Annotated in this window: 19 protein-coding genes, 4 tRNA genes and 1 pseudogene; 11 read left to right on the top strand and 13 right to left on the bottom strand. The window is 47.9% G+C overall.

The window, feature by feature from the left end; genetic code table 11:
* Nucleotides 1–43: 43 nt before the first annotated feature.
* The 5 genes from ilvD to CF168_RS19040 all read left to right on the top strand — a co-directional run bounded on the left by ilvD (nt 44) and on the right by CF168_RS19040 (nt 6,796).
* Nucleotides 44–1,903 (top strand): dihydroxy-acid dehydratase, encoded by a 1,860-nt coding sequence (gene ilvD / locus CF168_RS19060; protein ID WP_011715587.1) that lies wholly within the window; start codon nt 44–46, stop codon nt 1,901–1,903.
* 1 nt (nt 1,904) lies between these two features.
* Nucleotides 1,905–3,548 (top strand): threonine ammonia-lyase, biosynthetic, encoded by a 1,644-nt coding sequence (gene ilvA, locus CF168_RS19055; protein WP_011715588.1) that lies wholly within the window; start codon nt 1,905–1,907, stop codon nt 3,546–3,548.
* A gap of 142 nt (nt 3,549–3,690) precedes the next feature.
* Nucleotides 3,691–4,824, top strand: a complete 1,134-nt coding sequence (locus tag CF168_RS19050) for a pyridoxal-phosphate-dependent aminotransferase family protein (RefSeq protein ID WP_011715589.1) — start codon at nt 3,691–3,693, stop codon at nt 4,822–4,824.
* A 34-nt stretch (nt 4,825–4,858) separates the two neighbouring features.
* On the top strand, nt 4,859–5,119 hold the full coding sequence (locus CF168_RS19045; protein ID WP_089068663.1) for a hypothetical protein: 261 nt from the start codon (nt 4,859–4,861) through the stop codon (nt 5,117–5,119).
* A 909-nt stretch (nt 5,120–6,028) separates the two neighbouring features.
* Nucleotides 6,029–6,796, top strand: coding sequence for a reverse transcriptase domain-containing protein (locus CF168_RS19040; RefSeq protein WP_089068662.1), 768 nt, complete (start codon nt 6,029–6,031; stop codon nt 6,794–6,796).
* 600 nt (nt 6,797–7,396) lie between these two features.
* On the opposite strand, the gene CF168_RS19030 is transcribed toward CF168_RS19040, so the two are convergent.
* The 3 genes from CF168_RS19030 to CF168_RS19020 form a co-directional block, all read right to left on the bottom strand.
* Nucleotides 7,397–8,179 (bottom strand): phosphatase PAP2 family protein, encoded by a 783-nt coding sequence (locus CF168_RS19030; protein WP_089069006.1) that lies wholly within the window; start codon nt 8,177–8,179, stop codon nt 7,397–7,399.
* A 117-nt stretch (nt 8,180–8,296) separates the two neighbouring features.
* On the bottom strand, nt 8,297–9,769 hold the full coding sequence (gene creD, locus CF168_RS19025) for a cell envelope integrity protein CreD (protein WP_089068660.1): 1,473 nt from the start codon (nt 9,767–9,769) through the stop codon (nt 8,297–8,299).
* 162 nt (nt 9,770–9,931) lie between these two features.
* Complete coding sequence (locus CF168_RS19020; RefSeq protein ID WP_089068659.1) at nt 9,932–10,459, bottom strand: hypothetical protein; 528 nt, start codon at nt 10,457–10,459, stop codon at nt 9,932–9,934.
* 234 nt (nt 10,460–10,693) lie between these two features.
* Between CF168_RS19020 and CF168_RS19015 the strand changes: the two are divergent.
* Nucleotides 10,694–11,844: pseudogene (locus CF168_RS19015) on the top strand (winged helix-turn-helix domain-containing protein).
* Here the strand turns inward: CF168_RS19015 and CF168_RS19010 are convergent.
* The 3 genes from CF168_RS19010 to ubiK all read right to left on the bottom strand — a co-directional run bounded on the left by CF168_RS19010 (nt 11,841) and on the right by ubiK (nt 12,947).
* Nucleotides 11,841–12,206: a hypothetical protein gene (locus tag CF168_RS19010; RefSeq protein ID WP_089068658.1), complete on the bottom strand. Its 366-nt coding sequence runs from the start codon at nt 12,204–12,206 to the stop codon at nt 11,841–11,843. The pseudogene CF168_RS19015 and the gene CF168_RS19010 overlap by 4 nt on opposite strands.
* A gap of 53 nt (nt 12,207–12,259) precedes the next feature.
* Nucleotides 12,260–12,598: a hypothetical protein gene (locus CF168_RS19005; RefSeq protein ID WP_089068657.1), complete on the bottom strand. Its 339-nt coding sequence runs from the start codon at nt 12,596–12,598 to the stop codon at nt 12,260–12,262.
* 94 nt (nt 12,599–12,692) lie between these two features.
* Nucleotides 12,693–12,947, bottom strand: coding sequence for a ubiquinone biosynthesis accessory factor UbiK (ubiK, locus tag CF168_RS19000; protein ID WP_011621181.1), 255 nt, complete (start codon nt 12,945–12,947; stop codon nt 12,693–12,695).
* Nucleotides 12,948–13,162: 215 nt separating this feature from the next.
* Here ubiK and rep point away from each other — a divergent pair, with 215 nt between their 5' ends.
* Nucleotides 13,163–15,178, top strand: coding sequence for a DNA helicase Rep (rep, locus tag CF168_RS18995; RefSeq protein WP_011627416.1), 2,016 nt, complete (start codon nt 13,163–13,165; stop codon nt 15,176–15,178).
* A gap of 29 nt (nt 15,179–15,207) precedes the next feature.
* Here the strand turns inward: rep and CF168_RS18990 are convergent, their stop codons facing one another.
* On the bottom strand, nt 15,208–17,838 hold the full coding sequence (locus tag CF168_RS18990) for a sensor domain-containing diguanylate cyclase (protein ID WP_086904781.1): 2,631 nt from the start codon (nt 17,836–17,838) through the stop codon (nt 15,208–15,210).
* A 208-nt stretch (nt 17,839–18,046) separates the two neighbouring features.
* On the opposite strand from CF168_RS18990, the gene CF168_RS18985 reads away from it, so the two are divergent.
* The 4 genes from CF168_RS18985 (at nt 18,047) to CF168_RS18970 (ending at nt 18,473) form a co-directional block, all read left to right on the top strand.
* A tRNA-Arg gene (locus CF168_RS18985) sits at nt 18,047–18,123 on the top strand.
* Between the two features lie 53 nt (nt 18,124–18,176).
* A tRNA-His gene (locus CF168_RS18980) sits at nt 18,177–18,252 on the top strand.
* A 14-nt stretch (nt 18,253–18,266) separates the two neighbouring features.
* A tRNA-Pro gene (locus tag CF168_RS18975) sits at nt 18,267–18,343 on the top strand.
* A 53-nt stretch (nt 18,344–18,396) separates the two neighbouring features.
* A tRNA-Pro gene (locus CF168_RS18970) sits at nt 18,397–18,473 on the top strand.
* A 181-nt stretch (nt 18,474–18,654) separates the two neighbouring features.
* Here the strand turns inward: CF168_RS18970 and CF168_RS18965 are convergent.
* From CF168_RS18965 to CF168_RS18940, 6 genes are read right to left on the bottom strand one after another with little or no spacing between them, the layout of a single operon-like run.
* Nucleotides 18,655–20,574 (bottom strand): bifunctional diguanylate cyclase/phosphodiesterase, encoded by a 1,920-nt coding sequence (locus CF168_RS18965; RefSeq protein WP_011715604.1) that lies wholly within the window; start codon nt 20,572–20,574, stop codon nt 18,655–18,657.
* Between the two features lie 8 nt (nt 20,575–20,582).
* Nucleotides 20,583–21,290, bottom strand: a complete 708-nt coding sequence (locus CF168_RS18960) for a transglutaminase-like cysteine peptidase (protein WP_011621185.1) — start codon at nt 21,288–21,290, stop codon at nt 20,583–20,585.
* 18 nt (nt 21,291–21,308) lie between these two features.
* Nucleotides 21,309–21,917: an OmpA family protein gene (locus tag CF168_RS18955; protein ID WP_011715605.1), complete on the bottom strand. Its 609-nt coding sequence runs from the start codon at nt 21,915–21,917 to the stop codon at nt 21,309–21,311.
* Nucleotides 21,914–23,329, bottom strand: a complete 1,416-nt coding sequence (gene aggA / locus CF168_RS18950) for a type I protein secretion system protein AggA (RefSeq protein ID WP_089068656.1) — start codon at nt 23,327–23,329, stop codon at nt 21,914–21,916. Before aggA ends, CF168_RS18955 begins: the two co-directional genes overlap by 4 nt.
* A 26-nt stretch (nt 23,330–23,355) precedes the next feature.
* Nucleotides 23,356–24,738 carry an HlyD family type I secretion periplasmic adaptor subunit gene (locus tag CF168_RS18945; RefSeq protein ID WP_011715607.1) on the bottom strand — a complete coding sequence of 461 codons (1,383 nt, stop codon included), beginning with the start codon at nt 24,736–24,738 and terminating at the stop codon, nt 23,356–23,358.
* Nucleotides 24,735–26,912 carry a type I secretion system permease/ATPase gene (locus CF168_RS18940; RefSeq protein WP_089068655.1) on the bottom strand — a complete coding sequence of 726 codons (2,178 nt, stop codon included), beginning with the start codon at nt 26,910–26,912 and terminating at the stop codon, nt 24,735–24,737. Before CF168_RS18940 ends, CF168_RS18945 begins: the two co-directional genes overlap by 4 nt.
* Nucleotides 26,913–26,918: the final 6 nt, after the last annotated feature.

Here is a 26,918-nt window from a genome sequence, read left to right as displayed (position 1 = left end):
CCCTAAGGGCACGATTTTCGATTTGAGATAAGGGATAGAGTCAATGCCAAAGTTACGTTCAGCAACCAGTACCGAAGGCCGCAATATGGCGGGTGCCCGTGCGCTATGGCGCGCCACAGGGGTGAAAGACAATGATTTTGGTAAGCCGATTATTGCGATTGCCAACTCCTTTACTCAGTTTGTTCCCGGCCATGTGCACTTAAAAGATATGGGCTCTCTGGTGGCGGACGCCATCGAAGAGGCGGGCGGTATCGCCAAGGAATTCAACACCATCGCTGTGGATGATGGTATCGCCATGGGCCACGGTGGCATGCTCTACAGTCTGCCTTCGCGGGAGCTTATCGCCGATAGCGTTGAGTATATGGTCAATGCCCACTGCGCCGATGCGCTGGTCTGTATATCTAACTGCGACAAAATCACCCCCGGCATGTTGATGGCGGCGCTGCGCCTCAATATCCCCGTGGTGTTTGTGTCGGGTGGGCCGATGGAGGCGGGTAAAACCAAACTGTCGGACAAGCTTATCAAGCTCGATTTAGTCGATGCTATGGTGGCGGCGGCCGACTCGAGTGTGAGCGATGAAGATAGCGCCAAAATTGAACGCAGTGCTTGCCCTACATGTGGTTCCTGTTCGGGCATGTTTACCGCCAACTCGATGAACTGTTTAACCGAAGCTTTAGGTCTGTCGCTGCCGGGCAACGGCTCCATGCTCGCGACCCATGCCGATCGCCGTGAGTTGTTTTTAGAAGCGGGCCGCCGCGTAATGGCGCTGACCAAACGTTACTACGAACAAGATGATGCCTCTGCACTGCCACGCAACATCGCCAGCTTTAAAGCCTTTGAAAACGCCATGGCGCTAGATATCGCCATGGGTGGCTCCTCTAATACAGTGTTGCACTTATTGGCTGCGGCGCAGGAGGCGGACGTGGCATTCACTATGGACGATATCGACCGTATGTCGCGCCAAGTGCCGCATCTGTGTAAGGTGGCGCCGTCGACCGCTAAATACCATATGGAAGATGTGCACCGCGCCGGTGGTGTGATGGGTATCTTAGGCGAGCTAGACCGCGCCGGACTGCTACATACCGATGTGCCACACGTTGCCGCCGATGCGGGGGGCAACCTCAAGTCGGTGCTCGCCAAGTACGATGTCATGCAAACCCAAGATGACAAAGTAAAACAATTCTTTATGGCGGGACCTGCGGGTATTCCTACCACTAAAGCCTTTAGCCAAGACTGCCGCTGGCCATCGCTGGACGATGACAGACGTGAAGGTTGTATCCGCAGCCGCGAATTTGCCTTCAGCCAAGAGGGCGGTTTGGCCGTGTTATCGGGTAATCTGGCCGACAATGGCTGTATTGTTAAAACGGCGGGTGTGGATGAATCGAATCTGACCTTTATCGGCAGCGCTCGGGTGTACGAAAGCCAAGACGATGCAGTCGCTGGTATCTTAGGTGGCGAAGTGGTGGCGGGTGATGTGGTGGTGATTCGTTACGAAGGGCCAAAAGGCGGCCCAGGCATGCAAGAAATGTTGTATCCCACCAGTTACTTAAAATCCCGCGGTTTAGGCAAGGCCTGCGCACTGATCACCGACGGCCGTTTCTCTGGTGGAACTTCCGGTTTATCCATCGGCCATGTGTCGCCTGAGGCGGCGGCGGGCGGCACGATTGCCTTGATTGAAAACGGCGATCGCATCGAAATCGATATTCCTAAACGCAGTATCAAGCTTGCGGTGAGTGATGCCGAGTTAGCGGCGCGCCGTGAAACCATGCTCGCCCGTGGGCCAATGGCGTGGAAACCGCTTTCGCGTCAGCGTTATGTGTCGATGGCGCTCAAAGCCTACGCCATGCTTGCCACCAGTGCCGATAAGGGCGCGGTGCGCGATCGCAGTAAGTTGGAGGACTGATATGTTATCTCTCGCATCGTCGCAAACGGAGCAGGCTGAGGCGCAGGCCTCTCAGTCGAAGCCGGGCACTTCTGCCTTAGAAAAGAGTCAGCTTGCGCAAAGCTACCTGCAAAAAATCCTGCTGTCGTCGGTTTATGACGTTGCGAAAGTGACGCCACTCTCGAGCCTGAATAAACTTTCGGCGCGTTTGGGCTGCCAAGTATTTTTAAAGCGTGAGGATATGCAGCCAGTGCATTCCTTCAAGTTGCGCGGCGCCTATAACCGTATCGCCCAGTTAAGCCAAGCCGAATGTCAACGCGGCGTAGTGTGCGCCTCGGCGGGTAACCATGCTCAAGGCGTGGCCATGTCGGCGGCCAGTCGTGGTGTGGATGCTGTGATTGTGATGCCCGAAACTACGCCGGATATCAAAGTCGATGCTGTGCGCCGCTTGGGCGGCAACGTAGTGTTGCACGGCCAAGCCTTCGATCAGGCCAATGGCTTTGCGATGGAGATGGCAAAGCTGGAGGGTCGGGTGTATATCGCCCCCTTCGATGACGAAGCCGTTATCGCAGGCCAAGGCACTATCGCCCAAGAAATGCTGCAACAGCAGCGCGACCTTGAAGTGGTATTTGTGCCCGTGGGCGGCGGTGGCTTAATTGCTGGGATTGCGGCCTATTACAAGGCGGTGATGCCACAGGTCAAAATTGTTGGGGTGGAGCCTGAAGATGCGGCTTGCTTAAAAGCGGCGATGGAGGCGGGCGAGCCTGTCACACTTGCGCAAGTTGGCTTGTTTGCCGATGGGGTCGCGGTTAAACGTATCGGCACAGAGCCATTTCGCTTAGCTAAGTGGTTTGTGGATGAAGTGGTGACGGTAACGTCCGACGAAATCTGCGCTGCTGTAAAAGATATTTTTGAGGATACCCGCGCCATTGCCGAACCTGCTGGCGCCTTATCCCTTGCGGGGCTTAAAAAATACGTCAGCACCAATGCCGCAGGCGAGAGTGGCAAGGGGGAAAAAGTCGCGGCGATATTAAGTGGCGCGAATGTGAACTTCCATAGCCTACGTTATGTATCGGAGCGCTGCGAGTTGGGTGAGCAAAAAGAAGCCGTGCTGGCGGTTAAAGTGCCCGAGCGTCCCGGCAGCTTCCTGCGTTTTTGTGAGTTGCTCGAAAAGCGGGTGATGACCGAATTTAACTATCGCTTTAGTAGCCGCGATATGGCGGTGGTGTTTGCGGGTATTCGTCTGACCAAAGGCCATGGCGAATTAGAGCAGATCATCAATACCTTAGAAGATAATGGCTTCGAGGTGCAGGACTTATCCGGTGACGAAACCGCGAAATTGCATGTGCGTTATATGGTCGGTGGTCATCCGCCAGAGCCGTTAGAGGAGCGCCTATTTAGCTTCGAGTTTCCCGAGCATCCGGGGGCGCTGCTGAAGTTTTTAACTACCCTGCAGAGCAAGTGGAATATCAGTTTATTCCATTACCGTAATCACGGCGCGGCCTTTGGGCGAGTGCTGGCGGGGTTCGAAGTTCCCGAGGGCGATGCCTTGCCGTTTCAGCAGTTTTTAACTGAGCTGGGATTTGTCTATCAAGAAGAGACGCAAAGCCCTGCTTATCAACTATTTTTGAATGCTGGAAAAGGAAAAAAGAGCCTGCCTTTGTAATCACTTAGCTTTAGGTTACAACTTAGGCTAAAGGAGGGGCGCACAGGCGCCCCTTTTTGTGGTAGTTTGGTTTAACAAGTTAAGAGTGAATGCTCTAGTCACACAATAATCAGACCTCGACCCTACGCATTAAGGAGACATGATGTTACCTGCACCGCATTTTTCTGCCTTTAATCCGCCTCGCCGCATTTTGATGGGGCCAGGTCCATCGGATGTTTATCCTGAAGTATTAGCCGCGCAGGCAAGGCCGACCGTTGGTCACCTAGACCCATTATTTGTTGGCATGATGGATGAGCTTAAGAGCCTGATCCAATATGCGTTTCAGACCAAAAATGAAATGACGATGGCAGTGTCGGCCCCCGGCAGTGCGGGCATGGAAACCTGTTTTGTAAACTTAGTCGAACCCGGCGAAAAGGTGATTGTGTGCCGCAACGGTGTGTTTGGTGAGCGTATGCGCCAAAACGTCGAGCGCGTCGGTGCGATTGCGGTGCTGGTGGATAACGAATGGGGTACGCCAGTCGACGCTGCTGCCGTTGAAGCGGCGCTTAAGGCCAACCCCGATGCTAAATTCCTCGCCTTTGTGCATGCCGAAACCTCAACAGGCGCATTGAGTGATGCTAAAACCCTGTGCGCGCTGGCAAAACAATACGGCTGTTTATCGATTGTCGATGCGGTCACATCCCTCGGCGGCGTGGAATTAAGAGTCGATGAATGGGGAATCGATGCCATTTATTCTGGCAGTCAGAAATGTCTCTCCTGCGTGCCGGGGTTATCGCCTGTGTCTTTCTCGCCCAATGCGGTGGAAAAGCTTAAAAACCGTAAGACGCCGGTGCAGAGCTGGTTCCTCGATCAAAGTCTGGTCATGGCCTATTGGACCAGCGCTGGTGGCAAGCGCAGTTATCACCATACCGCGCCCGTTAATGCACTTTATGCCCTACACGAATCGCTGCGTTTATTGGCCGAAGAAGGTTTAGAAAATGCGTGGAAACGTCATCAAGACATGCATTTAGTGCTGCGCGCCGGCCTTGAAAAACTCGGCCTGAAATTTGTGGTCGCCGAAGCTTCGCGCTTGCCACAACTTAATGCCATTTATATCCCTGAAGGCGTTGACGATGCCGCCGTGCGTGCGCGTCTTCTCAAGGATTACAACCTTGAAATCGGTGCCGGCCTTGGTGCTCTAGCGGGTAAAGCTTGGCGTATCGGCTTAATGGGCTTTGGTGCCCGTCGTGAGAATGTCGCGCTCTGTCTGCGCGCCCTAGAAGAGGTGCTGAACTAATATGTCTGTTTCGCGTATAAGGATGTTACGCAGAGTGAGTGTGCGCTCAGTGAGTTCACGTTTATTGATTGGCGGTTTGATTCTGATCTTAAGTGGTTGTGCCTCCAGTAATATGAGCAATACCAGCTGTGATTTTGTGCGAGGTACAGCAGGCAATCAGAGTCAACGCGAGGCCAGCGGTGATGATAGCAATGCCCGGCAGATGGATGTGGGCATTGGGATTTTAACCGCCATCTTCGGCAGTATTAGCCGAGCACTATCCTCCGATGATAAATCGGATGAGAAGTGTGTTTAATCGGTGAGTTTTAGTCTTCTTTGATAGTTTATAAATCCCCGTAATGCGGGGATTTTACTTTTCAGCTGGTTGCACTTAGCTGATATTTTCTGAACTCATCCAAAATAATGTTCAACGGACTATAGAGGGGTCTCGGTTTTAAAGTTGTATTTGATTAAACATACTTGCGGCCTAACGGCCGAGGTGAATCAAAGTCGTGGGGCTTCACCCCACACCCGACCAAGGAGGACTGCTCGTCCTATCCTCCTTGGATTCTCCAAGACGCCCCAACGGAGTTGAAAGCCCCTTGTGCTCATTGGCAAATTTGCTATCGCTTCCGAAGGATGCGTCCATGCACCTGCGAAAGCTAGCTCGCCATCCATGGCGAGACTCACGCAATTTGTCTATTCGCCCTGCGGCAACTCCGAGGGGAGGTGAACTTCTGTAGTTTCGGTGTTGGCAGTTAATGTCAAAAGCGCTTTGCATATCCGAACTTTTGATATTTTGCTAGATTTTGTTCTGGTGTGAGGGTTGGAGGCTAGACACCTCAGGCTACCTGGTTAAGCATCTTTTTGTTGATTAGAACAACAGCTTGCATATAATAAAAGTCCCTGACATTAGGCGACAGCGTCGTCACCCTTCATAGATGTCACAATGTGATGCTTATAGGATTACTAATGGGGATTATTGTTATCAATATTTCTCATAGTTGTCCTAGTTAGTTAATTTAAAGTCGTGCGCTCGCGCTAGGCATGTCGGGGTGATATGGAGGGTTATGTATGGATAAACAATCTAAACATAGCCGAGTTAAAGAGCGTATCAATTTGCTAACGTCTATCATGGGCTTTGTAGTGATGCTACACAAGTTCGTGCCAGTTGCAATTGAACTCTTTAACATGGCTTTTAATTACCCAAACACTAGAACGAAAAATGATTTATAAAGCTAGTTGGTTAAATCGATTTGAAGTAAAGCCAGACCGTTGGGTCTACAACCCGAGCACTGAAAGTAGAACGTTAGGGCAACAAATCAACAAACTACTGAATAAGTCGTGGAAGAAGCCCTCCTATTATTACCATTTACGTAATGGTGGTCATGTAAAAGCTTTAAGCATACATTTAGAGCATTTGTATTTCGCAACCATCGATATTTCAGACTTCTTTGGAAATATTAGTCGCTCTCGTATTACAAGGTCATTGAAGCCAATCATCGGCTACGATAATGCTAGAAAAATCGCAAAGCTTTCTACGGTTAAAGCTAGTGAAAACTACCCTCATAGTCACCATTTACCCTATGGGTTTAACCAGTCTCCAATACTTGCATCGATTTGCTTGTTTGATAGCACATTAGGAAGATATCTGGACAAGCTTAGTAAAAGCAAAGACGTTCGTGTTTCTGTTTACATGGACGACATCGTTATCTCTGCACAAGACGATGAATTACTAAACAAAGTATTTGATGAAATATTAGTTGCCGCAGAAAAGTCTAAATTCGTACTGAGCGAAGAAAAAACGAAGACAGTAGCAATGCAAACAGAGGCTTTTAATATCGTGGTAACTCATGGAAACATGAAAGTTGAATATGACCGTTTCATCAAGTTTCAAAATGCTTACTCTGCGAGTGATTCTGAAGCTCAGAGACATGGCATTGGTTCATATGTTGGCAGTGTAAACAAAGCGCAAGCGAAATTGTTGATTTGATGCACAACGTCTTAGTATTTATGCGCAGTTTTTCTAGGTTAACAGTACACAGATTGGCTACAGAAGTTCATCCTCCCCTGCGAAGTTGCGAAAAGATAGGACAAGCATTATCACGATAATGGTAGTGTTAATGACCTTTCTAAAGCGATGCCTGCTGAGGTAATACTTAGGCATTTGGTTTCGGAGTTCTGGCGAGCAGAATACACTTTTGTTAAAGGGATTAAACACTTGTATGTAAGTGACCGTTGGCGGCATGGCCGCTCTTTCACATCCTGTGATCGCGGCATTCGCATTTCCGTATGTAGCAGATACCGCCGTCGAGCACACAGGGATGTGCTTGCTGCGTGTCACTGGAATGATGGTGCTTAATCGTTTATTGGGGGAGTAATAGCGGAATGTATGTGTTCCTTGATAAGTCCTTTATAAGTCATTAACTGGGAAATTTTTATATCTGTAGTATTAGCCGCATTGCTGTTGACGGATATCGTGGCATTTACGCCTGGCTGAAGTGATTGGTCGCTTAGACGCTTCCTGATAAAAACGGCATCTACATAAGTTGCAGATGCCGCCTGTCGCACTGAATTAGCCCTAGAGCTGGTTTTATGCTTTTGAACCGTTGGGCTGCTTTTTACTTCTTGGCCTGAACTTTTCCACTAAAAATACACTTAAACTGCTGATGATGGCGGCTAGTACGGTGGAGAAGAGCACATCCTGCGGCCAGTGCATGCCGAGTAACATGCGGCTGAGGCCCATCAATAATCCCCAAGTAAATAACGCGTTGGCAAATAGCGGCAAACCCGCGAGTAGCAAGTAATAGCTGGCGGTGAGCACTAAGGTGACTGCGAAAATCGTGTGTCCCGAGGGGAAGGAATAGCCGATTTCATCTTCCCAATGTTGGTGAATGTTAGGGGCGAGTTTTACCTCGGGCTCCATGGTGTGTAGCTCGGTTAGCGCCTCGGCGATGGCCTGTGAACGCTCAGGTTTGGCTAATTGATAAAAAGTGTGTGGATTGAGTTGCGCTTCCTCAGGGAGGCCTTGGTCGGAGAGATACACTAGGTTTGGCCTTGGCTCTTTAAAAAAGGCTTTAAGGGTATGACTGGTGCTCAGGCTGATGACTTGGCTGAGGCTAATGGCTAAAAACAGGCTAATAAACAGCGCTTTTGGCATGTGGCGATAGGCGAGTGCTAGTACCACTAACACGGTCGCCACTCCATAGGGCGCCGTGCCTGTGGTGGTGAGCCAATATAAGGCTTTGGCTAAGGGCGATTGCAGGTCGATCAGCGGAAATAATTGATTTTGAGTGAGTAACAGTAAGCTTGGTATGGTTGCCAACAGTAACCAGACAAGGGTTAAACGACGTAGAAGATAGGCTGTATGAGTCAAAATATTCGCCTCCGAGTAAACCACATAGGCTACATGCCACGTTTGGGCTTGCCAATAAAAAAATCCCGACAGCAAAAAGTGCGCTGTCGGGGGTCTTCAAGGGTGGAGCGGTAGGTGCTATTGCACCGTATTCTTGGGTTGATGGCGGGTCACGAACATCAAAATCAGTAACACTACGAGTAACAAGCCTGTTCCCATCAGTAGGGCGTAATCTTCTAGTTGCAGTATTGAGTACAGCACCGCATACAAGCTCACCAGCATAGTGCCGACAATCGCGCCACGCTTAAGGCTGGCGGTGGCACTGCCCACATAGGCGGATACCGACAACACTGGAATACAGGCGGCGATCAAATAGGCTTGCAGGAAGGCAAGGTGCTCCGAGAGTGACAATAACAGCAGGTAGAACAGTGCCATGGCGCTGCCAACCAGCATGTATTGCACTGTGCTTAGGCTGGTCTTTTGACCCAGCTCGAAAATAAATAACATGATAAAAGTCAGTACGATAAACAGCAGGCCGTATTTAACTGAGCGCTCAATCTTGCCGTAATGGGTTACAGGTTCAAACAGCATGGCATTGGCGACGACTTCCGTGAGTGTCGACTGGTTACTCTTAATAAATTCTTGCGGATAGTTACGGGTTAAGTGACTGATATTCCAGCTGGCAGTAAATCCATTAGCAGTGATTTCGCGCTCTGCCGGGAGTAAGCCTTTAAAACTTGGGTGCGGCCAGTCGGCATGGATTTTTAGCAGGGTTTGTTCGCCTAATGGCAGGGCGCTAATCGACTGTGAGCCGCGCAGTGTCATGGCAAAGTTCACGCTAAAGTCACTCGCTTCGCCGACTTGGATCCCTTGATTAAAACCTTTCTCTAGACCGCCAGTCGTCAGGCCTGTGCCTGACATCAGCGAGCCAGAGAGTAGGACTGCATCGCCTGTTACCTCAATTTTTTCCACCTTATCAATTGCTTGATTAGATGACACTCCAAAGACTAAGCGGGCATTTTTATTATCGAAGGCGATAAGGTTAGGAATATCGTAACGGTTTAAGCGAAATTCCGCCTGCCCATTAAGTGCAGCGTTATACACTAAGGATTGATAAATGCCGCGGGTGCGGAAATCATGTTTTAAATCTAAATCGAGGCTGAGTTTTTTCGGCAGGATAACCAGCTCGTCCTGATAGGTGCGCTTTACTTCGTGGCGAGTTTTGCCGTCGTTACTGACTTCTTCCTGCATTACAAAATAGCTGTAGGGGATCACCAGCGCTGGGCCTGAGAGAGTTTGTTGTTCGCCCCATGAGCGGCCGATTTCATCGACCACACTGTGGTACAGGGCTTCGCGATCGGACGTCATGTCCATGATGATCCCAAGCGGTAGCAAGGCCACAATCGACAGTATGCCAATAGTTAAGGCTTTTAATAGCGTGGTGTTTTTCAATGCCGCTCCCTTTGCTGTGGCAGGCTGTTCCTGTGCTGACATATCTGTTCCTTGATCACGATTGAGTTTTTTAAGGAGTGCACGCGCCACTAAATAGATGGCGCCGCCAAATAGCGCCAAACTCAGTAACGTGAGCACCCAGAAAATAATGTTAAACATGGATTTCATTCCCTATGAAATACGCGCGAGTCGCCACGGTATTCTGTGGTGCTAACTCGATATCACGGTGGGTATTAAAACAGATTTGCCCGCAGGAATTGCGGGCAAGTTGCTGATCAATAGTGGCAAAATTATGGCAATCGCCCTGATTCGAGCTAAATCCTAGGTCGCGGCTTGGGGCTTTTTGCCAAACTTGGGGTGTTTTGCCTCAAAGTCATCTTCCTTACGGATATGTTTGAGTAAGGTCTCAAGACATTCCTTAAATATGTCGGTTTGCTCCGAATAGACGGCTGCATGGTGTGAAAACCATTGGTGTTTTTCACGCTCACGATTATTGGCGTCAGGCCAAATACGTAGCTCATACTCATCGCCAATCACAACAATCGCATAGTCGATGGCGCCATTGGTAAAAGTAATGCATTGGGGTAGATATACGGGCGCTTCACCTTTGAATAGCTCGTACCAAATGGCTTCGCTACGCCAAGAGACTATGGGCAAAGGTGCTTTGATGGAGCAGCCAATCGATTGATGCTGGTTAAACAGGACTGCCTTAATATCCTCTATGGCAAAGGGCTGTAAATCGCCATTCTTGTCAGCAAGTGAGTACAGCATATTCATCAAAAATGGCAGCTTAGTGCCATTGCCCGTTTTGCGGCCGCAGAGTTTAGCTTCGCGGTAATAGATATTCATTCATCAATCCTTAATGAGGGGCTAACCTTGGAGAGTGCATTGCTCGCCTCGAGGTAAAGCGATAGCCCTTAGCCAGGAAATGCCTTATGTTAACCGAAGTTGTCGGCAAGCTGGCAAATTGGCGCCAAGTTTGCGAAATATACGACAAAAGTGAGACAGCTATCCCTTTGATATTTAGCCGATAAGGGTATCCATTTGAGATAGCTATTCGCTTTTAGTACCTTTGGAGAGTGCATGTCGAACCCTTTTTCACCCCGCGAGTGGTTACAGCTGAATATGCAGCAGCAAGGTTTACTGCAACCTCACTCGTCGGTGAGCGAACTGATTAGCCGCCTTGGTTATGTGCAAATCGACTCCATCAATGTGGTCGAGCGGGCACATCACCATGTGCTGCATAGCCGGATGCCGCAGTATCAACCGCAGATGCTAGATACTGCGCTGGCACAGGGGGAGATTTTTGAATATTGGTCCCATGCGGCGGCCTATTTGCCGATTGCCGACTACCGCTTTAGTTTGCAGCGTAAACAGCTGCTACAAAATGGCGGCAAACATTGGTTTGAGCCAGACGATAAGGTGATGCAGGAAGTGCGCGCCCGCATTCGCGCTGAAGGGCCACTTAAAGCCAGTGACTTTGAACATACCGAAGGTAAAAACGGTGCCTGGTGGGACTGGAAACCCGCCAAAAAAGCGCTAGAGCAGTTGTTTATGCGCGGCGAGCTAATGGTGGTGCGGCGGGAAAAATTTCAAAAATGTTATGATCTTACCGAACGTGTGCTGCCAGAGCATATCAATACCCAAGCGCCGAGCGAGGCCGAATTTGCCCGCCATTTGATTGAGCGTTACCTCGATGCCCATGCCTTTGGCTCGGCGGCGCAAATCGCTTATCTGCGCAAAGGCATAAAAGCTAATGTGAATGAGCAATTAGCCGCAATGCATTACCAAGGTGAATTGGCAAGCTTTAAGGCGGAAGGGCAATGGTATTTTTATCGCCCCGAGCTGCAAATAACCGCTGCAATGCCCAACCGAGTCTGGTTACTCAATCCCTTCGATAATCTATTAATTCAGCGGCAGCGATTAAAGCAATGGTTTGATTTTGATTATCAAATTGAAGTCTATGTGCCCGCCGAAAAACGCCAATATGGCTATTACTCCCTCGCGATTTTGTGGCGTGACTGCTTTGTTGGTCGAGTGGATGTGACGGTTTATTGCAATTACAGCAGCTGACCCTAGAAGCTGGATTCGATGGCATGGATGATGACTTTTGTGCGGCATTTGAGGCGGCAGTCACTGAGTATGCGCGCTTTAATGGCTGTAGCCGTTGGAAATTGATGAAGGCTAACCATAAGGCATTTAAACAAAAATACGCACGGCAGCAGAAGATCTAATCGGGATCTTTATCGTTATCTGGGCGCTTGTCTTTAGTTGGTACATCCATCCAGTGAAAGCACAGATACAGCAGTGCTAAAAAGAGCAGTGGCAGACTGGCATAGCCCAAGGATAATACACCGTTCTCCCCGCGCGCGAGCCAATAGCAGGGAATGTACACTAAGGGATAAGCTAGGGTTCCCCACAAAAAGCTTTTATTCATCAGCCGGTAAAACCAATGCACTTTAATCGTGGTTTGGCTGGCAAGCCCCATTAGGCTTGCGAGAACCACAAAGGGATAACTGAGCAGTGGCAGGCCGCCAAGGAGTAACAATCCCCAAAGGAGATAGTCCTGATAGAAAGTGGTGCTTGCGGTATCCATTGTCTTCTTCCCTGACGATTCGAACTCGAGCGCTTAAGTCTTGGCGCCCACAACTATTTTCGCTCGGTAAGCCCTTGCTGCATCTTAAGCCAAAAGCCTTGTTGGCACAGATTACTAAAGGACTTTTGCTGCGGCGAAATCGCGATATCGGCCGTCACGAGGCGATAGCTGAGCCAATAATCGGCACAAACCGCGTCTGACTCATCAGCCTGTGTATCTTGCTCGCTTAACAGGCTGACCACAACCCCGTTGTCGAAGTGATACAAGGTCAAGGATTCGCAAATTTCAGCATTATCGTCCCGATAACTGTGCTGCTCTTGGGTGTGGCTCACCACTGAAACCGGGCTAGGATAACCTTGAATGGCGAGAATGTAGCTGGCGAGTTGTTGCATTATTTCCCTAAGTGACTCAATGCTTGAAGTGTTAAAAACAAAAAAGCACAGCTGCGCTATCGCTAACTGTGCTCTTTCACACATGCATTATCAGTTAGTCCGCGGCGTTCAGCTTTTTCTCAAGCTCATTAACTTGCGCCTGCAGAGCTTCTAACTTCTCGCGGGTTTTCAGTAGTACATGCTGCTGTACTTCAAATTCTTCACGGGAAACCAGATCTAACTTGAGCAATTGATTTTGCAGCACTTGCTTGCTGCGCTCTTCAAATTCACCGGCAAATTGCTTAAGACCGCTGGGCAAACTATCGCTCAGTTGCTTCGCCATTTCTTCGATTTTCTTTGGATTGATCATAATCTTGTCCGCCTCTTTGCTGAATGGATGAATTGTAACTCAGTACGTTAGCTTTCAAAAGTAAAGCCGCGGATTGGGCCGTGCTCATCGCCACGATTGCGCGCTTTGTCACGGCGGTGTGATAACGATTGCAAGGGGATTTGTTGGCCTTAAAACCTTAGCTTCTGCTATGATCCCATCCCCCTTCTGAAGACTTGTTTGGATATTGCGCGAAGATGAAACTCAATCCTGCCCAAAATGATGCCGTTCATTATGTTTCGGGTCCCTGCTTAGTGTTAGCGGGCGCGGGCAGTGGCAAAACACGCGTAATTATCAACAAGATTGCCTACCTAGTGCAAAAGTGTGGCTACAATGCGCGCAATATTGCGGCGGTAACTTTTACCAACAAAGCTGCGCGCGAGATGAAGGAGCGGGTCGCTCAGTCTATGGGGCGCAAAGAGGCTAGAGGGTTGTGGATTTCGACCTTCCACACCCTGGGGCTTGAAATTGTAAAACGTGAGCATAAAGTGCTGGGATTAAAGCCAGGGTTCTCGTTATTCGATGATCAAGACACGCTCGCGCTCCTTAAAGAGCTGACTCAAAAAGAATTACAGGAAGATAAAGACTTACTCAAAGCCCTTGCGGGGGCGATTTCCAACTGGAAGGGTGGGCTGATTATTCCCGACCAGGCGCGCAAGCTGGCAAAGGATGAACAACAGCAGTTGTTTGCCATGTTGTATCAGCGTTATGCCCAGCATATGAAAGCCTACAACGCCTTAGATTTTGATGACTTAATTCTGCTACCGACCTTATTGCTAAGGCATCACGAGGAAGTGCGTACGCGCTGGCAAACCAAGATCCAATACCTGCTGGTGGACGAATATCAGGATACCAATACTTCCCAGTATGAGATGGTCAAATTACTGGTGGGTGAGCGCGCGCGTTTTACCGTGGTGGGGGACGACGACCAGTCCATCTATTCATGGCGCGGGGCTAAACCGCAGAACTTAGTGTTGTTGGGCAAAGATTTTCCCACGCTTAAGCTGATTAAACTCGAGCAGAATTATCGTTCTAGCCAACGTATTTTGCGGGCGGCTAACATCCTTATCGCCAACAATCCCCATGTGTACGATAAGTCGTTATTTAGCGAGTTGGCTTATGGTGAGCCGATGCGGGTGCTGTTTGCCGCCAATGAGGAGCAAGAAGCCGAGCGTGTCGTTGCCGAAATCATTCGCCACAAGTTTGTTGGCCGTACCCAATTTGGTGACTACGCGATTCTGTATCGGGGAAACCACCAGTCTCGCCTGCTCGAACGGGCGCTGATGACTAACCGTATCCCCTACAAGTTAAGTGGCGGTACCTCGTTTTTTGCCCGTGCCGAGATTAAAGACATCATGGGCTACCTCAAATTAGTGGTAAATCCCGACGATGATAACGCCTTTTTGCGAGTGGTAAACTTGCCTAAGCGCGGCATTGGTCCATCGACCTTAGAGCGTTTGGGTAACTTCTCCAACGAGAAACATATCTCCATGTTTGAGGCAATTTTTGACCCTGAGCTGAATCATCATTTACCGCCTAATGCCATGTCGGCCTTGTATCAATTTGGCCGTTTTATTGTCGATACCGGGGAGCACGCCGAGCGAGGCGAGCCCGTAGAGGCGGTAAAACAATTGATCCGTAAGATTAATTACGAAGACTATTTATACGAGACCAGTACCAGTGCCAAGGCCGCTGAGATGCGGATGAAAAACATCTCCGAGCTCTATCGCTGGGTGACTGAAATGCTCTCGGGGGATGAGTTAGAAGAACCCATGACCTTGCCTGAGGTGGTTAACCGCCTGACGCTTAGGGATATGATGGAGCGTAACAGCGAGGATGAAGGTGGCGATCAGGTGCAGTTAATGACGCTGCATGCCTCTAAAGGGTTGGAATTCCCCTTCGTGTTTATGGTGGGGGTTGAGGAGCGCATTCTGCCGCATCAAACCAGCATAGATGAAGATAACGTCGACGAGGAGCGTCGTCTGGCGTATGTGGGGATTACGCGTGCCCAGCGCGAGCTGTGGTTTACCCTCTGCCGTGAGCGTCGCCAGTTTGGTGAAACCATGCGCTGCGAGCCGAGCCGTTTTCTGCATGAGTTACCGCAGGATGACCTTATTTGGGAGAACCGTAAACCGCAGCAAACCGAGCAGGAGCGCATGCAGACTGGCCGCAGCCATATCTCAAATTTAAGGGATATGTTTAAAAAGCAGTAATCACAAGATTCATCATGTGATTACTGCATTCAGGCACAGACCTGTTGTGTGGTGTCTGACAATAAAAAAGGTGAGGCTAAGGCACCGCCTTGGCCAAAGCGATAACCTAATGCGTGGAAGATTTTTATCTGCTCGGCGGATTGTAGCCCGTCGACAAAGGTTTGTAAGTCTAAGGTCGAAGCCGCTTTCTGGTAAGCCGACATCAGCTTAATGTGTTGCTCATCCTGCAATTGTTTGGTGATGTTGGCATCGAGCTTTAAGCCCTTAATGGGTAAGAATAACAAGCTATTTAATGAGCTGTGGCCACTGCCGTAGTGGCTGATCCCCAAGTTCACGTCCAGCTTTTTCAACAACTCAAAGCCATTAATGTGATTCTCTGTTTCCAGCACTAATGCCTTTTCATTAAAAAACAGCCATAGCTGTGGCAGTGCAAGCTTAGTCTGCTTTAGGGCGTTTTTGAGTCCACGTAGCGCGTGCTTATGCTTTAGATGTTGGCTCGACAGCATAAGGTGTAATTCAACTTTATCCCCTTGGTTGGCAAGTAGTTGATGATAACTCTTATCCAGCAAGCTAATCGTATACTTATCCAGTTCGACCATCAGGTTCGCTTGTTCGGCTAACTGGCTGAGGATCTCCTGTGGAATGGTGCCCCACTGTGGATGTTCCCAAGTCAAACGGCATTCTAAAGCTTGGGTTTGCTGTGTCTGTAAATCGACAATCGGCCAAAACTGCAGTTGTAACTCACCGGTTTGCAATGCCTGCTTAAAATCATTTTCGAAGGCAATGTCCTGCATCTTTTGCTGGGAGGCGCTATCGTCGAAGATAACATAACAGCCTTTGCCATTCGCCTTGGCTTGGTACATGGCAGTGTCGGCATTGCGCAGCATGGATTCACTGGTATCTAGCTTATTGCCACTGATGGTGATGCCTATACTGGCGCCCGAATGAAACTCGATTGCCCCTAAGGTATAGGAGAGTGAGATTTTTTGAATTACTCGCTCGGCAACATCACGGGCATCGTTAATACCATTAATGCTATCGAGCAGGATAACAAACTCATCGCCACCAAGTCTGGCTAAGGTATCGTTACTGCGAATACAGGCGCGTAGGCGGGTAGCGGTTTCAATTAAGAACCTATCCCCCTCTAAATGCCCCATAGTGTCGTTAATTTGCTTAAAGCGGTCGAGGTCGATAAAGAGCAGCGCAAACTGCTCTAGGCTATGGCGCCGTACGTGCTTTATGGCTTGGTTGAGTCGCTCCATAAACATGGCGCGATTCGGTAGCCCTGTGAGCGCATCGTGCTTGGCATCATGCACTAGCTTGGCTTCCATATTGCGGCGTTGGCGGATTTCTTTTTCAAGATCCTTATTCAACTCGGCAAGAGCCGTGGTGCGGGCCGCGACTTTTTCTTCTAATTCTTCATAGCTGCGGCGCAAAGATTCTGCTGTTAGCTTTTTCTCGATGGCCGCACCGATATGCTGGGACACAAAAGTCAGCAATTCCAAATCTTTAGTTTGGTAGTTTTGGGTCATGCTGAAGCTGTAAATGGTCAAGGCGCCACGCACTTCATCATGGATAAACAGTGGAATACCTATCCATTGATGCATTGTTTGGGTGTGGTTTAGTGCGGGGGCTTTAGCGTAAAGTTCGCCAGAGGTGATTAAGTCATTGATATCATTTTGGTCGAGTAATAATGGGCGCTTGTGTTTAAGCACATACTCGGTCAATCCATCCTGCAAAGGCCTTGAACCTGGATGTTGATTACCTAATTGCGGCACGTAAAACGGGAAGGTTAAGTGAGTGCCTTCTTCATTCAACAGAGCGATATAACAGTTATTGGCGGGGATAAGATGGCGAATCACATTATGCAACTGGGCATAGAAGTCAGGGTTATCTGAGCCTGAGCTTGCAAGTTCAGCAATCTCAAATAACGACTTTTGTAACCGCTCGGCTCTGCGGCGCTCATACACTTCTTGCTTGAGTTTATCGTAGGCTTGGCTGAGTTCCTTAGTGCGTTGCTGAATGGCTTGTTCTAGTTGTTCTTGATGTTTAAGCCTTTCCATCACGCCGGCAATGTGATGGCAAATAAAGGTCATTAACTCGACCTCGATATCGCCGTAACTCACGTTGGTATCATAGGTTTGCACTACGAGTACCGCGGTCACTATGCCTTCATGTTTAATGGGGACGCCTAGCCATAGGTGACAAGGCGAGCCGAGATTGACTATCTCGCCCGCTTGAACCAGTTCGTCAACTTTAGCCTCATCGCACAATACGGTTTCGCCAGTGCGAAAGACATAGCCCGTTAAGCCCTGTTGTAGCAGGGTGGATAGCGATTGCTCGGGATAGAGTTGGGCGGGGTGGGCGTCTTTTTCATCGGCGAAGAAGGGAACAGAAATGTCCCCGCTATTCACATCTAGAGTGGCAATAAAAAAATTATCGGCAGAGATTAGTTGCTTTAGGTGTTGATGCACACCTAGATAGAATTCTTCGAGGGAAGAAACCTGAGTCGCGATATGGGATAATTCGAGTAACGCATTTTGAACGATTTCGGCACGCTTATACTTATGCGCCAAATATTTGAGGCGATTAAGTCTCTTTTTTAAGCGTTCAACCTCATGAGCTCGAGGCGGGGTAGTTCCATCTTCATCCCTAAACATGATACTCACTAATCAGTTCTGCGTTAATTGTTTACCAAACGTTATATTTAACATGAAATACCGTAACATCCAAGCCATATTTACGATGGAGTTTCGTCGAAAAAGCATGCGAATGTATCAAAACTTGAGCAGTCAGTAAAAAAAGTGCAAAACAGCTATAGACTCAAAGGCTATTTGTCCATACTATATGCGGCGCTAACCAAGGCGAGCGCCCATAGCTCAGCTGGATAGAGCGCACCCCTCCGGAGGGTGAGGCCGAAGGTTCGAATCCTTTTGGGCGCACCATTTCTCCGAATGAGTTGTGAGCTTGAAGGTTAGCAGTAAAGTGAAAGTCAGTGGTGATTGTAGCTCAGTTGGTAGAGTCCCGGATTGTGATTCCGGTTGTCGTGGGTTCGAGCCCCATCAGTCACCCCATTTCATTTACATCTCGGTGATTAGCGCAGTCCGGTAGCGCATCTGGTTTGGGACCAGAGGGTCAGAGGTTCGAATCCTCTATCACCGACCACATTCTTCGCATAACTAGCGCGCTTGATTTTTCAGGCAAATAGTTAACAGTTACGGTGATTAGCGCAGTCCGGTAGCGCATCTGGTTTGGGACCAGAGGGTCAGAGGTTCGAATCCTCTATCACCGACCAATTACATTGAAGCCTCAGAATTCCTTAGGAATCACTGGGGCTTTTTTGTATCTGTCTCTCGGCTGTATGCCTCTGTTTAAGCCTTGCGAGTAGTCGTTATTGCACGACATAGCCAAGTAGCCATTCTCCCCGCTCAAATAATTAAGGCTCCCGTAGGAGCCTTAATGCAAAGATATTCGACTTAGTCGATATTCTCTGGCGGAACGATAAAGCCTTGATAGGCGTCAGTTTTAAGCTCATCAAAGCGTTCTAACTGCGCTTTTTCTTGGATACCTGTCACTATCACCTGAATATCCAATCCTTTGGCGACATTGATAATGGCGCGGCAGAGCTCGCTATTATGTGAGGCCTCGTCATAGTAGGAGAAGGATTGGTCGAGCTTGACGTAACTTGGTCTTAGCTCTTGAAGGTACGACATTGAGCCAAATTGGCGACCAAAGTGGTCGATACCAAATTTAGCGCCATTATCACGAATAATATTGCATAACAGCACACAGGACTCTAAATCGCTGTAGACACCTGCCTCGGGGATTTCAAAACAGATACGCTCGACCTGTGGCATGCTGCGCAGGAAGTGATTGAGCCAGTCATGGAACAGGGTATCACTAATACTCTGATGCGTCAGGTTGATTGCCAGTGGCTCATAGTTACGCTCAAGTAGTTTTTGCTCATACACAGTCTCAATCAGGCACTTATCGAGCAGAGAGCCGAGTGATAGCAGTTCAATATAGGGCATAAACTGGCCAGCGTGGGCCACCTTATCACCCAACTCAAGTTGACAGTAAAGCTCTCGCTGGGCGACACCATCACCATTACAAAACTGGATAGGCTGCCAACGGAACTTAAACTTCTTATTGCTGATGGCATGGCTTAAGTTGTCGCGCCACTGTTCACGGGTAAACAGCTGTTGCTCTGTTGTTTCGAACCAATGGAAGGATTTATGTTCCTTCAGGGCTTTTTGCAGCGCGTTATCCGCCTGCGCCAGAATGTCTGACACCTTCATCTGACCAATGCGTTCAGCGACACCGATGGCAAAGTTCTCATTGGGCTTACAGCCTGCTTTAGATATTTCTTGGTTGATGGTGCGGATCAGGGTTTGCAGGTACTTACTGATTTGGTCGTGTTCGACATCGGTAACGAGGAAAGCAAATTCAAACGCGGCAATACGCGCTATCACGGATGGGGTGATCTCATTGAGTTGCTGAACCAGTTTTTCGGCTAATAGGCGAATGGTTTCATCCCGAACTTGATAGCCATATTTGCTGTGTACTTCTTCGAGCCAGTCGAGCTTAGCTAAGAATAGGGCACCACTGCTCGGTTCGCTTAGCCAACCATTGAGGCGACTGACCACATATTGGCGATTAGGCAGCCCAGAGGCGGGATCGGTGAGGTTCTTTTTGCGTAAAGAGCCGACTTCTTCATCGAGTGATTGGAACAATTGCTTGAGCTGGGCTGACATGCTGTTGAATGCGGTAACCAAGTCCTTGAGTTCAGTGGTTTTAGGCAGCGGCATATCGGGGCCAAACTGGCGGGCGGCAATCTTTTTGGCATGATCAGATAAGGCATGCAGTGGTTTTAAGATCCAGGTTAAGCCTAATCTCGCGGTAAAAATGGCGACTAAAAAGAGTAATGAGAAGGCGATAATGGTATTAGACATAATTCGCCACAATTCATGGTAACCAAAACCTGGGTGCGCGGTAATTTCTAGCTGAGCGAGCTGTAACCATCCTGAGGTGATAGTGCTTTCTTTTTTGATGGTTTTAAATAGATTGAGATTGATGAACCATTGAGGCACGTCTTCAATTTTGAGTGGGTTGTTCCATTCTTGTTGTTTGCCATCAACCATCCAGGTCAGCTTAATGTTTTTGTAATAGCCGCCCTCAAATATCACATTAACTAAGGTTTCGGCTGCGGCGGTATCGCCTGCTTGCAGTGCTGGAGTAAGCATGAGTCCAAGCGAGGTACTGGTATTGTTTAGATCCGATTCCATTTGCTTGGTCAAAAAGCTTTGTGTCTCAGTAAATTGCACATAGCCAAGGCTTGCAACAACCAGCAAGAACAGGCTAAAAAGCAGCGAATATATCTGTCTAAACAGTGTCATCTTTGGTGCTACTCCAGTTTTAATTTGGGCTGCCTGAGTCGGTCAACCCCTAACCTATGGTTAAGGTCATTCCATTTTTCGAGTCGTGTCGACGAGCCTGCTAACACACCTCGTCCCTGTTCTTTATTTAGCCATAACTGTTTACCGTTAAAGCTGTAAACAGGGATGAGATCTTTACGCTGAGTCGCAGGTTTAATGACATGGTCTAGGTTATCGAGAACTAAAGGGACTGACGAAGGGGTGTCATAGTAAGCCAACACCATATGATACTGATTCACGCTCGTGGCCTTAACCATAGTGATCCGCATCTTATCTTCGGGCACACCTAATTGGAGTAGCGTGAAATATTTGGCAATGGAAAAGTCCTCACAGTCGCCACCATTTACGCCAATAAACTCCATTGGAGTCGCCCAGTAGTTTGATTCTCCCCATAACTTGATGTCATCGACGAAGCGGAATAAGTTAAAAAAGTTGTTCACTTTTAAAAGTTTATCTTTTTCGTCGAGCGTGCTGGCCTCTGCCACCACTTTAAACCAAGCTCTTGCACGCATACCCGCGCGCTCACCATAACGCTTCTCCAGCGTTGAGGTAATTTTGGCTTCATCCAGCTTTTGGGTCGGGCTGGCATATAAACAGCCGACCGCAAGCGCAGACGCGATTAGGCTTAAGCGACAGGCCCGCAAAAACGAATTGTAATCCCTTAGCCTGCCGTTCATAGCCTAGTCTGTTAGCCTTTATTTAGTGGGTTCATCGACAGAGTAAATCGTCCATTTCATATCTGTCGTCGTATCATCACCGGTCACTTCCGCGACTACGCGGCGGTTACGGGTTTCAGCATCAGGCGTATGCTCGAGTACCAATGGACGGCTAGAGCCGTAGCCAATGGCTGTGAGTCGAGATCTGTCGATGCTGAAACGGTCTGCTAGCACCGCGGTGACGGCATCAGCACGTTCTTGAGAAAGTACGGCGTTTCTTTCATCTGTCCCAGTGCGGCTAGTGTGACCTTCGATAGTCACTTTAGTCGTGGGATATTGACGTAAAAACATCGCAATTTCTTCAATCTGTGGATAGTACTCTGGTGCAATATAAGCTGAGTCGTTTGGAAATAATACATTGATTTCCTTACGCTCATTAATTGCTTTTATTTGACCGCAGCCATAATTATCCGTACCAGCGCCTTTGGCGGTGTCGTTGCAACGCTCACGCGCTTCAATCACGCCATCACCATCCTTGTCGGACAGATCATAGGCCTGAGTCGTGGTCATTTCTTCAATATTAACGGTATCCCGCATGGAACAACCAGCTAAAAGTGCCACGCTCATAAATAGGATTACGGTTTTCATTGGTTAGCTCCTCCCTCGTAGTTGCGTTCACCACGCCATGCTTCTGGGCGAGTGACTTTTAAGGAGTCAAGCAAACGTCCAGTAGAGTTGAGTACGCGATATTTAGCAATGATTTCATCGTATTCGGCTTGTAAGTAATCTTTACGTGCCTCAAACAGCTCGTTTTCGGTATCGAGTAAGTCGAGTAAACTGCGTTGACCCAAGTTAAACTGTTGGGCGTAGGCAGATTGGGTATCTTTTGCAGCCATCACATGGTCGCGGATATATTGTTTCTGTGGGGCCAGCATTTCATAGGCGTTCCACGCTAAGTTCACGCCTTCAACCACTTCACGCTGCGCGCGTTGACGGATTTCTTTGGCCTCACCTAACTTGTAGGCTGTTTCTTTTTCGCGGGCGAGATCTTTACCGCCAGCGAACAGGTTGTATCTCACTCTCACCATAGCAACGATATCATTGCTATACCCACCGACATTTTGGCTCGCGATAGCACTTACACCATCCTCACCACCCACATCATTATTCCAGCTACCGTTAAGTTCTAACGAGACTTGTGGATAATAATTGGCTTGGGCCGATGAGCGTTCATTTTCAGCGGCACGAATGTCATTTGCTGCAGATTTGAGAATAGGATGATTTTTTTGAGCGTCTGCTAGGCTGCTGTTTAAATCCTTAGGCAACATATCTGCATCAGGAACGGGTTGAATTAAGTCAACGGGTTCAGCGGACACGACACGGATAAACTGGGCTTTAGCATCGAGTAAATTATTACGTGCCGAAATTACGTTAGCGTTTGCACGGGCAAGACGACCTGAAATCTGTGATAGGTCGGCGGTTGAGCCTAAACCTGAATCGGTACGTTGCTTGATTTGGTCATAAATTTCTTTATGGCTATTGAGATTTTTTTCAGCCAACTTCAATACTTCATCAGTACGAAGGTAGTTTAGATAAACTTTGCTGACATCCAATGCCATATCTTCTGCTGCGGCAAGAAGGGCCCATTGGTCTGCACTGGCTTCAAAGCTATAACGGTCAACTTCACTGCTGGTATAAAAACCATCGAATAGCATTTGTTTAAGGCTAATACCAAATTCACCACGGTTTAGCTCAGCAACACCATTGCTATCAACATCGCCGACATTTTTGCGTCTGCGGGTTGAGACACTATCGGTTTGCTCATAGCCATAACCACCAGTGATATCTACTGTAGGCATATAACCAGCAATAGCTTGATTCACTTGCTCTTCTCTAGCTTTAAAGCGATTAAAAGCCACGCGTAGATCTGGGTTGGTATCGAGTGTATGCGCAACCGCTTGCTCTAACGTTTGGCTTTGAGCTGATAGTGGAAGCAAGATAGCTGATAACAACACAGCTATTTTTGAACATTGAAATTGTCGTCTTACTAAAGTCTTCATTGCAAACCTCCCGGTTTATAACAGGCTTAACGCTCTCTGAGCGCTGTGTCCTTAGCCCTTAAAATTGGATTTAAAATGTACTCAAGAATGGATCTTTGTCCGGTTATGACATCAACGGTCGTTAACATCCCCGGTATAATTGGCATCTGCGTGCCATCGTCTTTGATTAAACTTGATTCTTCGGTTCTCACCTTTATAAGGTAGAAGCTATTTCCCTCATCGTCCTGTGATGTATCGGCACTAATATGTTCGACTGTACCTTTAAGACCCCCGTAACGAGTAAAATCATATGCCGTTACCTTAACGACTGCAGGTAAACCTGTGTGTAAAAACGCAATATCCTTAGGAAGGATTTTGGTTTCTATCAATAGTTGATCTTCGGATGGGACAATTTCAATAATATCAACACCCGGTTGGACAACTCCTCCTAACGTATTGATATGCACAGTTTTGATCGTGCCATTTACCGGCGATGTAATCACCGCTTTGCTTACCTTATCCTGGGCACCAACTTGGGCTTCGTTCATTCTTGATAATCGAGTTTGTGTTTCGTTTAGCTGTGCACGAAGGTCTGCGGCATAAACAAACACCGCCTCACGGCGTTTTAATATGGCTTCATCTAATGCTGCTTTCAGTTTTGGTCTAAGCAGTCTCAATGAGTTTAATTCCCCTTGGGCATCGTTCACTGCGCGTTCGAGTTTAAGTAATTCAACTTCGGGCACAATCCCTTTTTTAGCCAGAGGCCTCGTAAGCTCTAACTCCCTAGAAATCAACTGCATACTGGTTGTTAAGGTCGTAGTTTTTGAGGCAAGGTCATCGATTTCTTGTTGTCTTTGTTGTATCTGACGAACCAGAATCTCCAGTTGGTTGCTCAGATTGTCTAAGCGCCCATTATATTCTTCTTGCTGCCTCCTAACTAATGCAGGCTCTGCTTCTGTAATGCTATCGGGGAATACCAAAGCTTTTTTGGTTATTTTTACTTGCTCACGCCAGTCAGAAGTCATATCAGAGATTAGAATGCTATCTAATTCTGCGCGCATGCGAATTGCATTCGTTTTTAAACCTAAAACCTCTTGCTCCTGTTGAGCAAAGTCAGAACGAAAACGTGTATCATCAATCCTAACAAGGGGTTGCCCTTTAGTGACAATATCCCCTTCTCTCACAAAGAGTTCTTGCATGATACCGCCGTCGAGACTTTGAATGACTTGAACTTGAGAAGAAGGGATAACTTTCCCAGAACCCGTTGTCACCTTATCGAGTTTGGCAAAACCTGCCCATAACAAAAAACAGGCGACCATGGCAGCTAAAGCCCAAATAATTAATCTGTGCCCACTAGGAGCATCAGTCATAATTGCGCCATAAACATCATCGACCATATCTAAATCATTTGCCGTGAGGTGTTTGCTCATTTTCTGGCGCCTCCATTAACTAGGCCAAAATTGAGTTTTTCTAACACTTCGGCTTTAGGACCGTCGGCAACCACATGGCCGCGTTCCAGCACAATAATTCGGTCAACCAATTGTAATAAATGCATTTTATGAGTGATTAGTAGCAAGGTTCTATCCTTGCTAACATTTTGCATTGAGCGGATAAATTGTTGTTCCGCTCGGGCATCCAAACTGGCTGTGGGTTCATCCATTAACAGTACTGGTGGATCGTTAAGTGTGGCACGGGCAAGGGCAACGGTTTGTCTTTGACCGCGGCTCAGTGACATGCCGCCTTCGCCCACCTGCTGATCCAGACCCTCTGCTTCTAAGTGAGTGAACTGGCTAACACCGGACAGTTGTACCGCACGGATCAGTTGATGCTCAGTCACTTGGCGAGTACCAAATAGAATGTTGTCCCTGATTGTTCCATGGAATAGGGTGACATCTTGAGGTAAGTAGCCAAAGTTACGGCGCAAATCACTGGGATGGATTTGGGCAGAGTCGACACCGTCGTACCGCAGGCTGCCTGTTGTGGGTTGGAAGAGTCCAACCAGAAGTTTAGCTAAAGTACTTTTACCTGAACCATTGCGGCCAATAATTGCAACTCGCTCACCAGGATTAATCGTTAATGTGAGCGGATGAAGTACCGGTTTTTCAGAGCCAGGATAACTGAAGCCAACATGATCAGCGTTAATTTTCCCGATTAACCGCAACTTACTCACCAGATGACCTTTATTTTCAAATTCATCTTCTTGGGTCATAAGTTCGTTGAGCTGTCGTAGAGCACTGGCGGTGTGATTGGCGCGTGTTAACAATCCCGCGAGTTGCGCCATTGGAGCTATCGCCCTACTTGATAACATCACAGCCGCAATAATGCCGCCCATGGAAATTGCATTATCCGACACACGGTAAACACCTAAAATTACCACGCAGACCACGGTAAATTGCACGATAAAGTTAGCGAAATTCGAGACTGAATTTGAGAGCTTTTTCGAGCGCAATTGCCAGTTAGCACTATGGCCAATCATCTGTTGCCAGCTTTTTTGCACAATTCCTTCTGCTCCGTTAGCCTTAATCGATTCAAGTGCAGAGAGACTTTCAATCAAATGTCCATGTTTTAAGCTGGAGAATTTATTACCTTCTTCGATAGCCGCTTTTAACTTGGGCTGTGTATACAGCGTAAAACCAAGAATGATCAAGCCTCCAACAACTGGAATAACGGCTAAATCCCCTGAAACGATATAAATGACAATCAAGAAAAATAATGCAAAAGGAAGATCAACTAAGGTTGTAATAGTCGCAGAGGTTAATATTTCCCGAATACTATCAAACTCCCCAAGTTGTTTTGCCATGCCTCCAACACTCGGAGAGCGTTTTTCTAATGGAATCCCAATTGCCTTCGCAAATAGACGAGATGAAACAATGATATCTACCTTTTTACCTGCCACATCAATTAAATAGCTTCTTAGTTGACGCATAACAAGGTCAAATAAATACGCAATGGATGCACCAATTGCTAATACCCAAAGTGAATCAAATGCAAGGTTAGGTACGACTTTATCGTACACATTCATGATAAACAGCGGAGAAACCAACGCGAAAATATTCACGAGAATCGAGGCAATTAAGGCATCACGGTAAATGGGGGCTGAGTCCTTGAGAGTTTGGACTAACCAGTGGGTTTTGTTGTCGTGTAAATAGACATCGAACCCCATGTCCCCACGATATTCTTGTTTAACGAGAAATAGATAGCCAACATACAGAGTTTCAAGCGATTCTATTGTGAGTATTTCCTCGCCCCCTGTCTCGGGCATTTGAATGACAGCTCGATCGGATTCGATGTCAAACTCCCGCAAAACACAGGCTTTTTTATCCTTTAATAATAAGATGCAGGGTAGCAGTATTGGCGATATCTCATTTAAACCTTTACGAGATAATTTTGCCGCTAATCCTGCGCGTGATGCTGCTTGAGGGAGCAGATCGGGTGTTAGTACCGCTCCAGACAAAGGCAAGCCTGCCGCAAGTGAATCACTTGAGCATGGATTCCCAAAATGTTCAGTAAGGAGCACTAAACAATCTAACAGTGGGTCTACTATTACTCGCTGTGAAGCGGAAATAGTCCACTGTTCAACTTTTTCAGAAGCTGTAACAGGCACCTCTTA

Source organism: Shewanella bicestrii, assembly GCF_002216875.1.
Taxonomy (GTDB): Bacteria; Pseudomonadota; Gammaproteobacteria; order Enterobacterales; family Shewanellaceae; genus Shewanella; species Shewanella seohaensis.
The sequence above is the reverse complement of the archived record's forward strand: the minus strand, read 5'-3'. Positions and strand labels throughout refer to the sequence as shown.

Coding starts and splice junctions, on each gene's coding strand:
- CF168_RS18990 (WP_086904781.1), bottom strand. CDS start 17,838: ATGTTTAGGGATGAAGATGGAACTACCCCGCCTCGAGCTCATGAGGTT.
- ilvD (WP_011715587.1), top strand. CDS start 44: ATGCCAAAGTTACGTTCAGCAACCAGTACCGAAGGCCGCAATATGGCG.
- CF168_RS18955 (WP_011715605.1), bottom strand. CDS start 21,917: ATGAAAACCGTAATCCTATTTATGAGCGTGGCACTTTTAGCTGGTTGT.
- CF168_RS19010 (WP_089068658.1), bottom strand. CDS start 12,206: ATGGATACCGCAAGCACCACTTTCTATCAGGACTATCTCCTTTGGGGA.
- CF168_RS19005 (WP_089068657.1), bottom strand. CDS start 12,598: ATGCAACAACTCGCCAGCTACATTCTCGCCATTCAAGGTTATCCTAGC.
- CF168_RS18960 (WP_011621185.1), bottom strand. CDS start 21,290: ATGAACGGCAGGCTAAGGGATTACAATTCGTTTTTGCGGGCCTGTCGC.
- CF168_RS18945 (WP_011715607.1), bottom strand. CDS start 24,738: ATGAGCAAACACCTCACGGCAAATGATTTAGATATGGTCGATGATGTT.
- CF168_RS19040 (WP_089068662.1), top strand. CDS start 6,029: ATGATTTATAAAGCTAGTTGGTTAAATCGATTTGAAGTAAAGCCAGAC.
- ilvA (WP_011715588.1), top strand. CDS start 1,905: ATGTTATCTCTCGCATCGTCGCAAACGGAGCAGGCTGAGGCGCAGGCC.
- CF168_RS19020 (WP_089068659.1), bottom strand. CDS start 10,459: ATGAATATCTATTACCGCGAAGCTAAACTCTGCGGCCGCAAAACGGGC.
- aggA (WP_089068656.1), bottom strand. CDS start 23,329: ATGAAGACTTTAGTAAGACGACAATTTCAATGTTCAAAAATAGCTGTG.
- creD (WP_089068660.1), bottom strand. CDS start 9,769: ATGTTTAACATTATTTTCTGGGTGCTCACGTTACTGAGTTTGGCGCTA.
- CF168_RS19050 (WP_011715589.1), top strand. CDS start 3,691: ATGTTACCTGCACCGCATTTTTCTGCCTTTAATCCGCCTCGCCGCATT.
- rep (WP_011627416.1), top strand. CDS start 13,163: ATGAAACTCAATCCTGCCCAAAATGATGCCGTTCATTATGTTTCGGGT.
- CF168_RS18965 (WP_011715604.1), bottom strand. CDS start 20,574: ATGACACTGTTTAGACAGATATATTCGCTGCTTTTTAGCCTGTTCTTG.
- ubiK (WP_011621181.1), bottom strand. CDS start 12,947: ATGATCAATCCAAAGAAAATCGAAGAAATGGCGAAGCAACTGAGCGAT.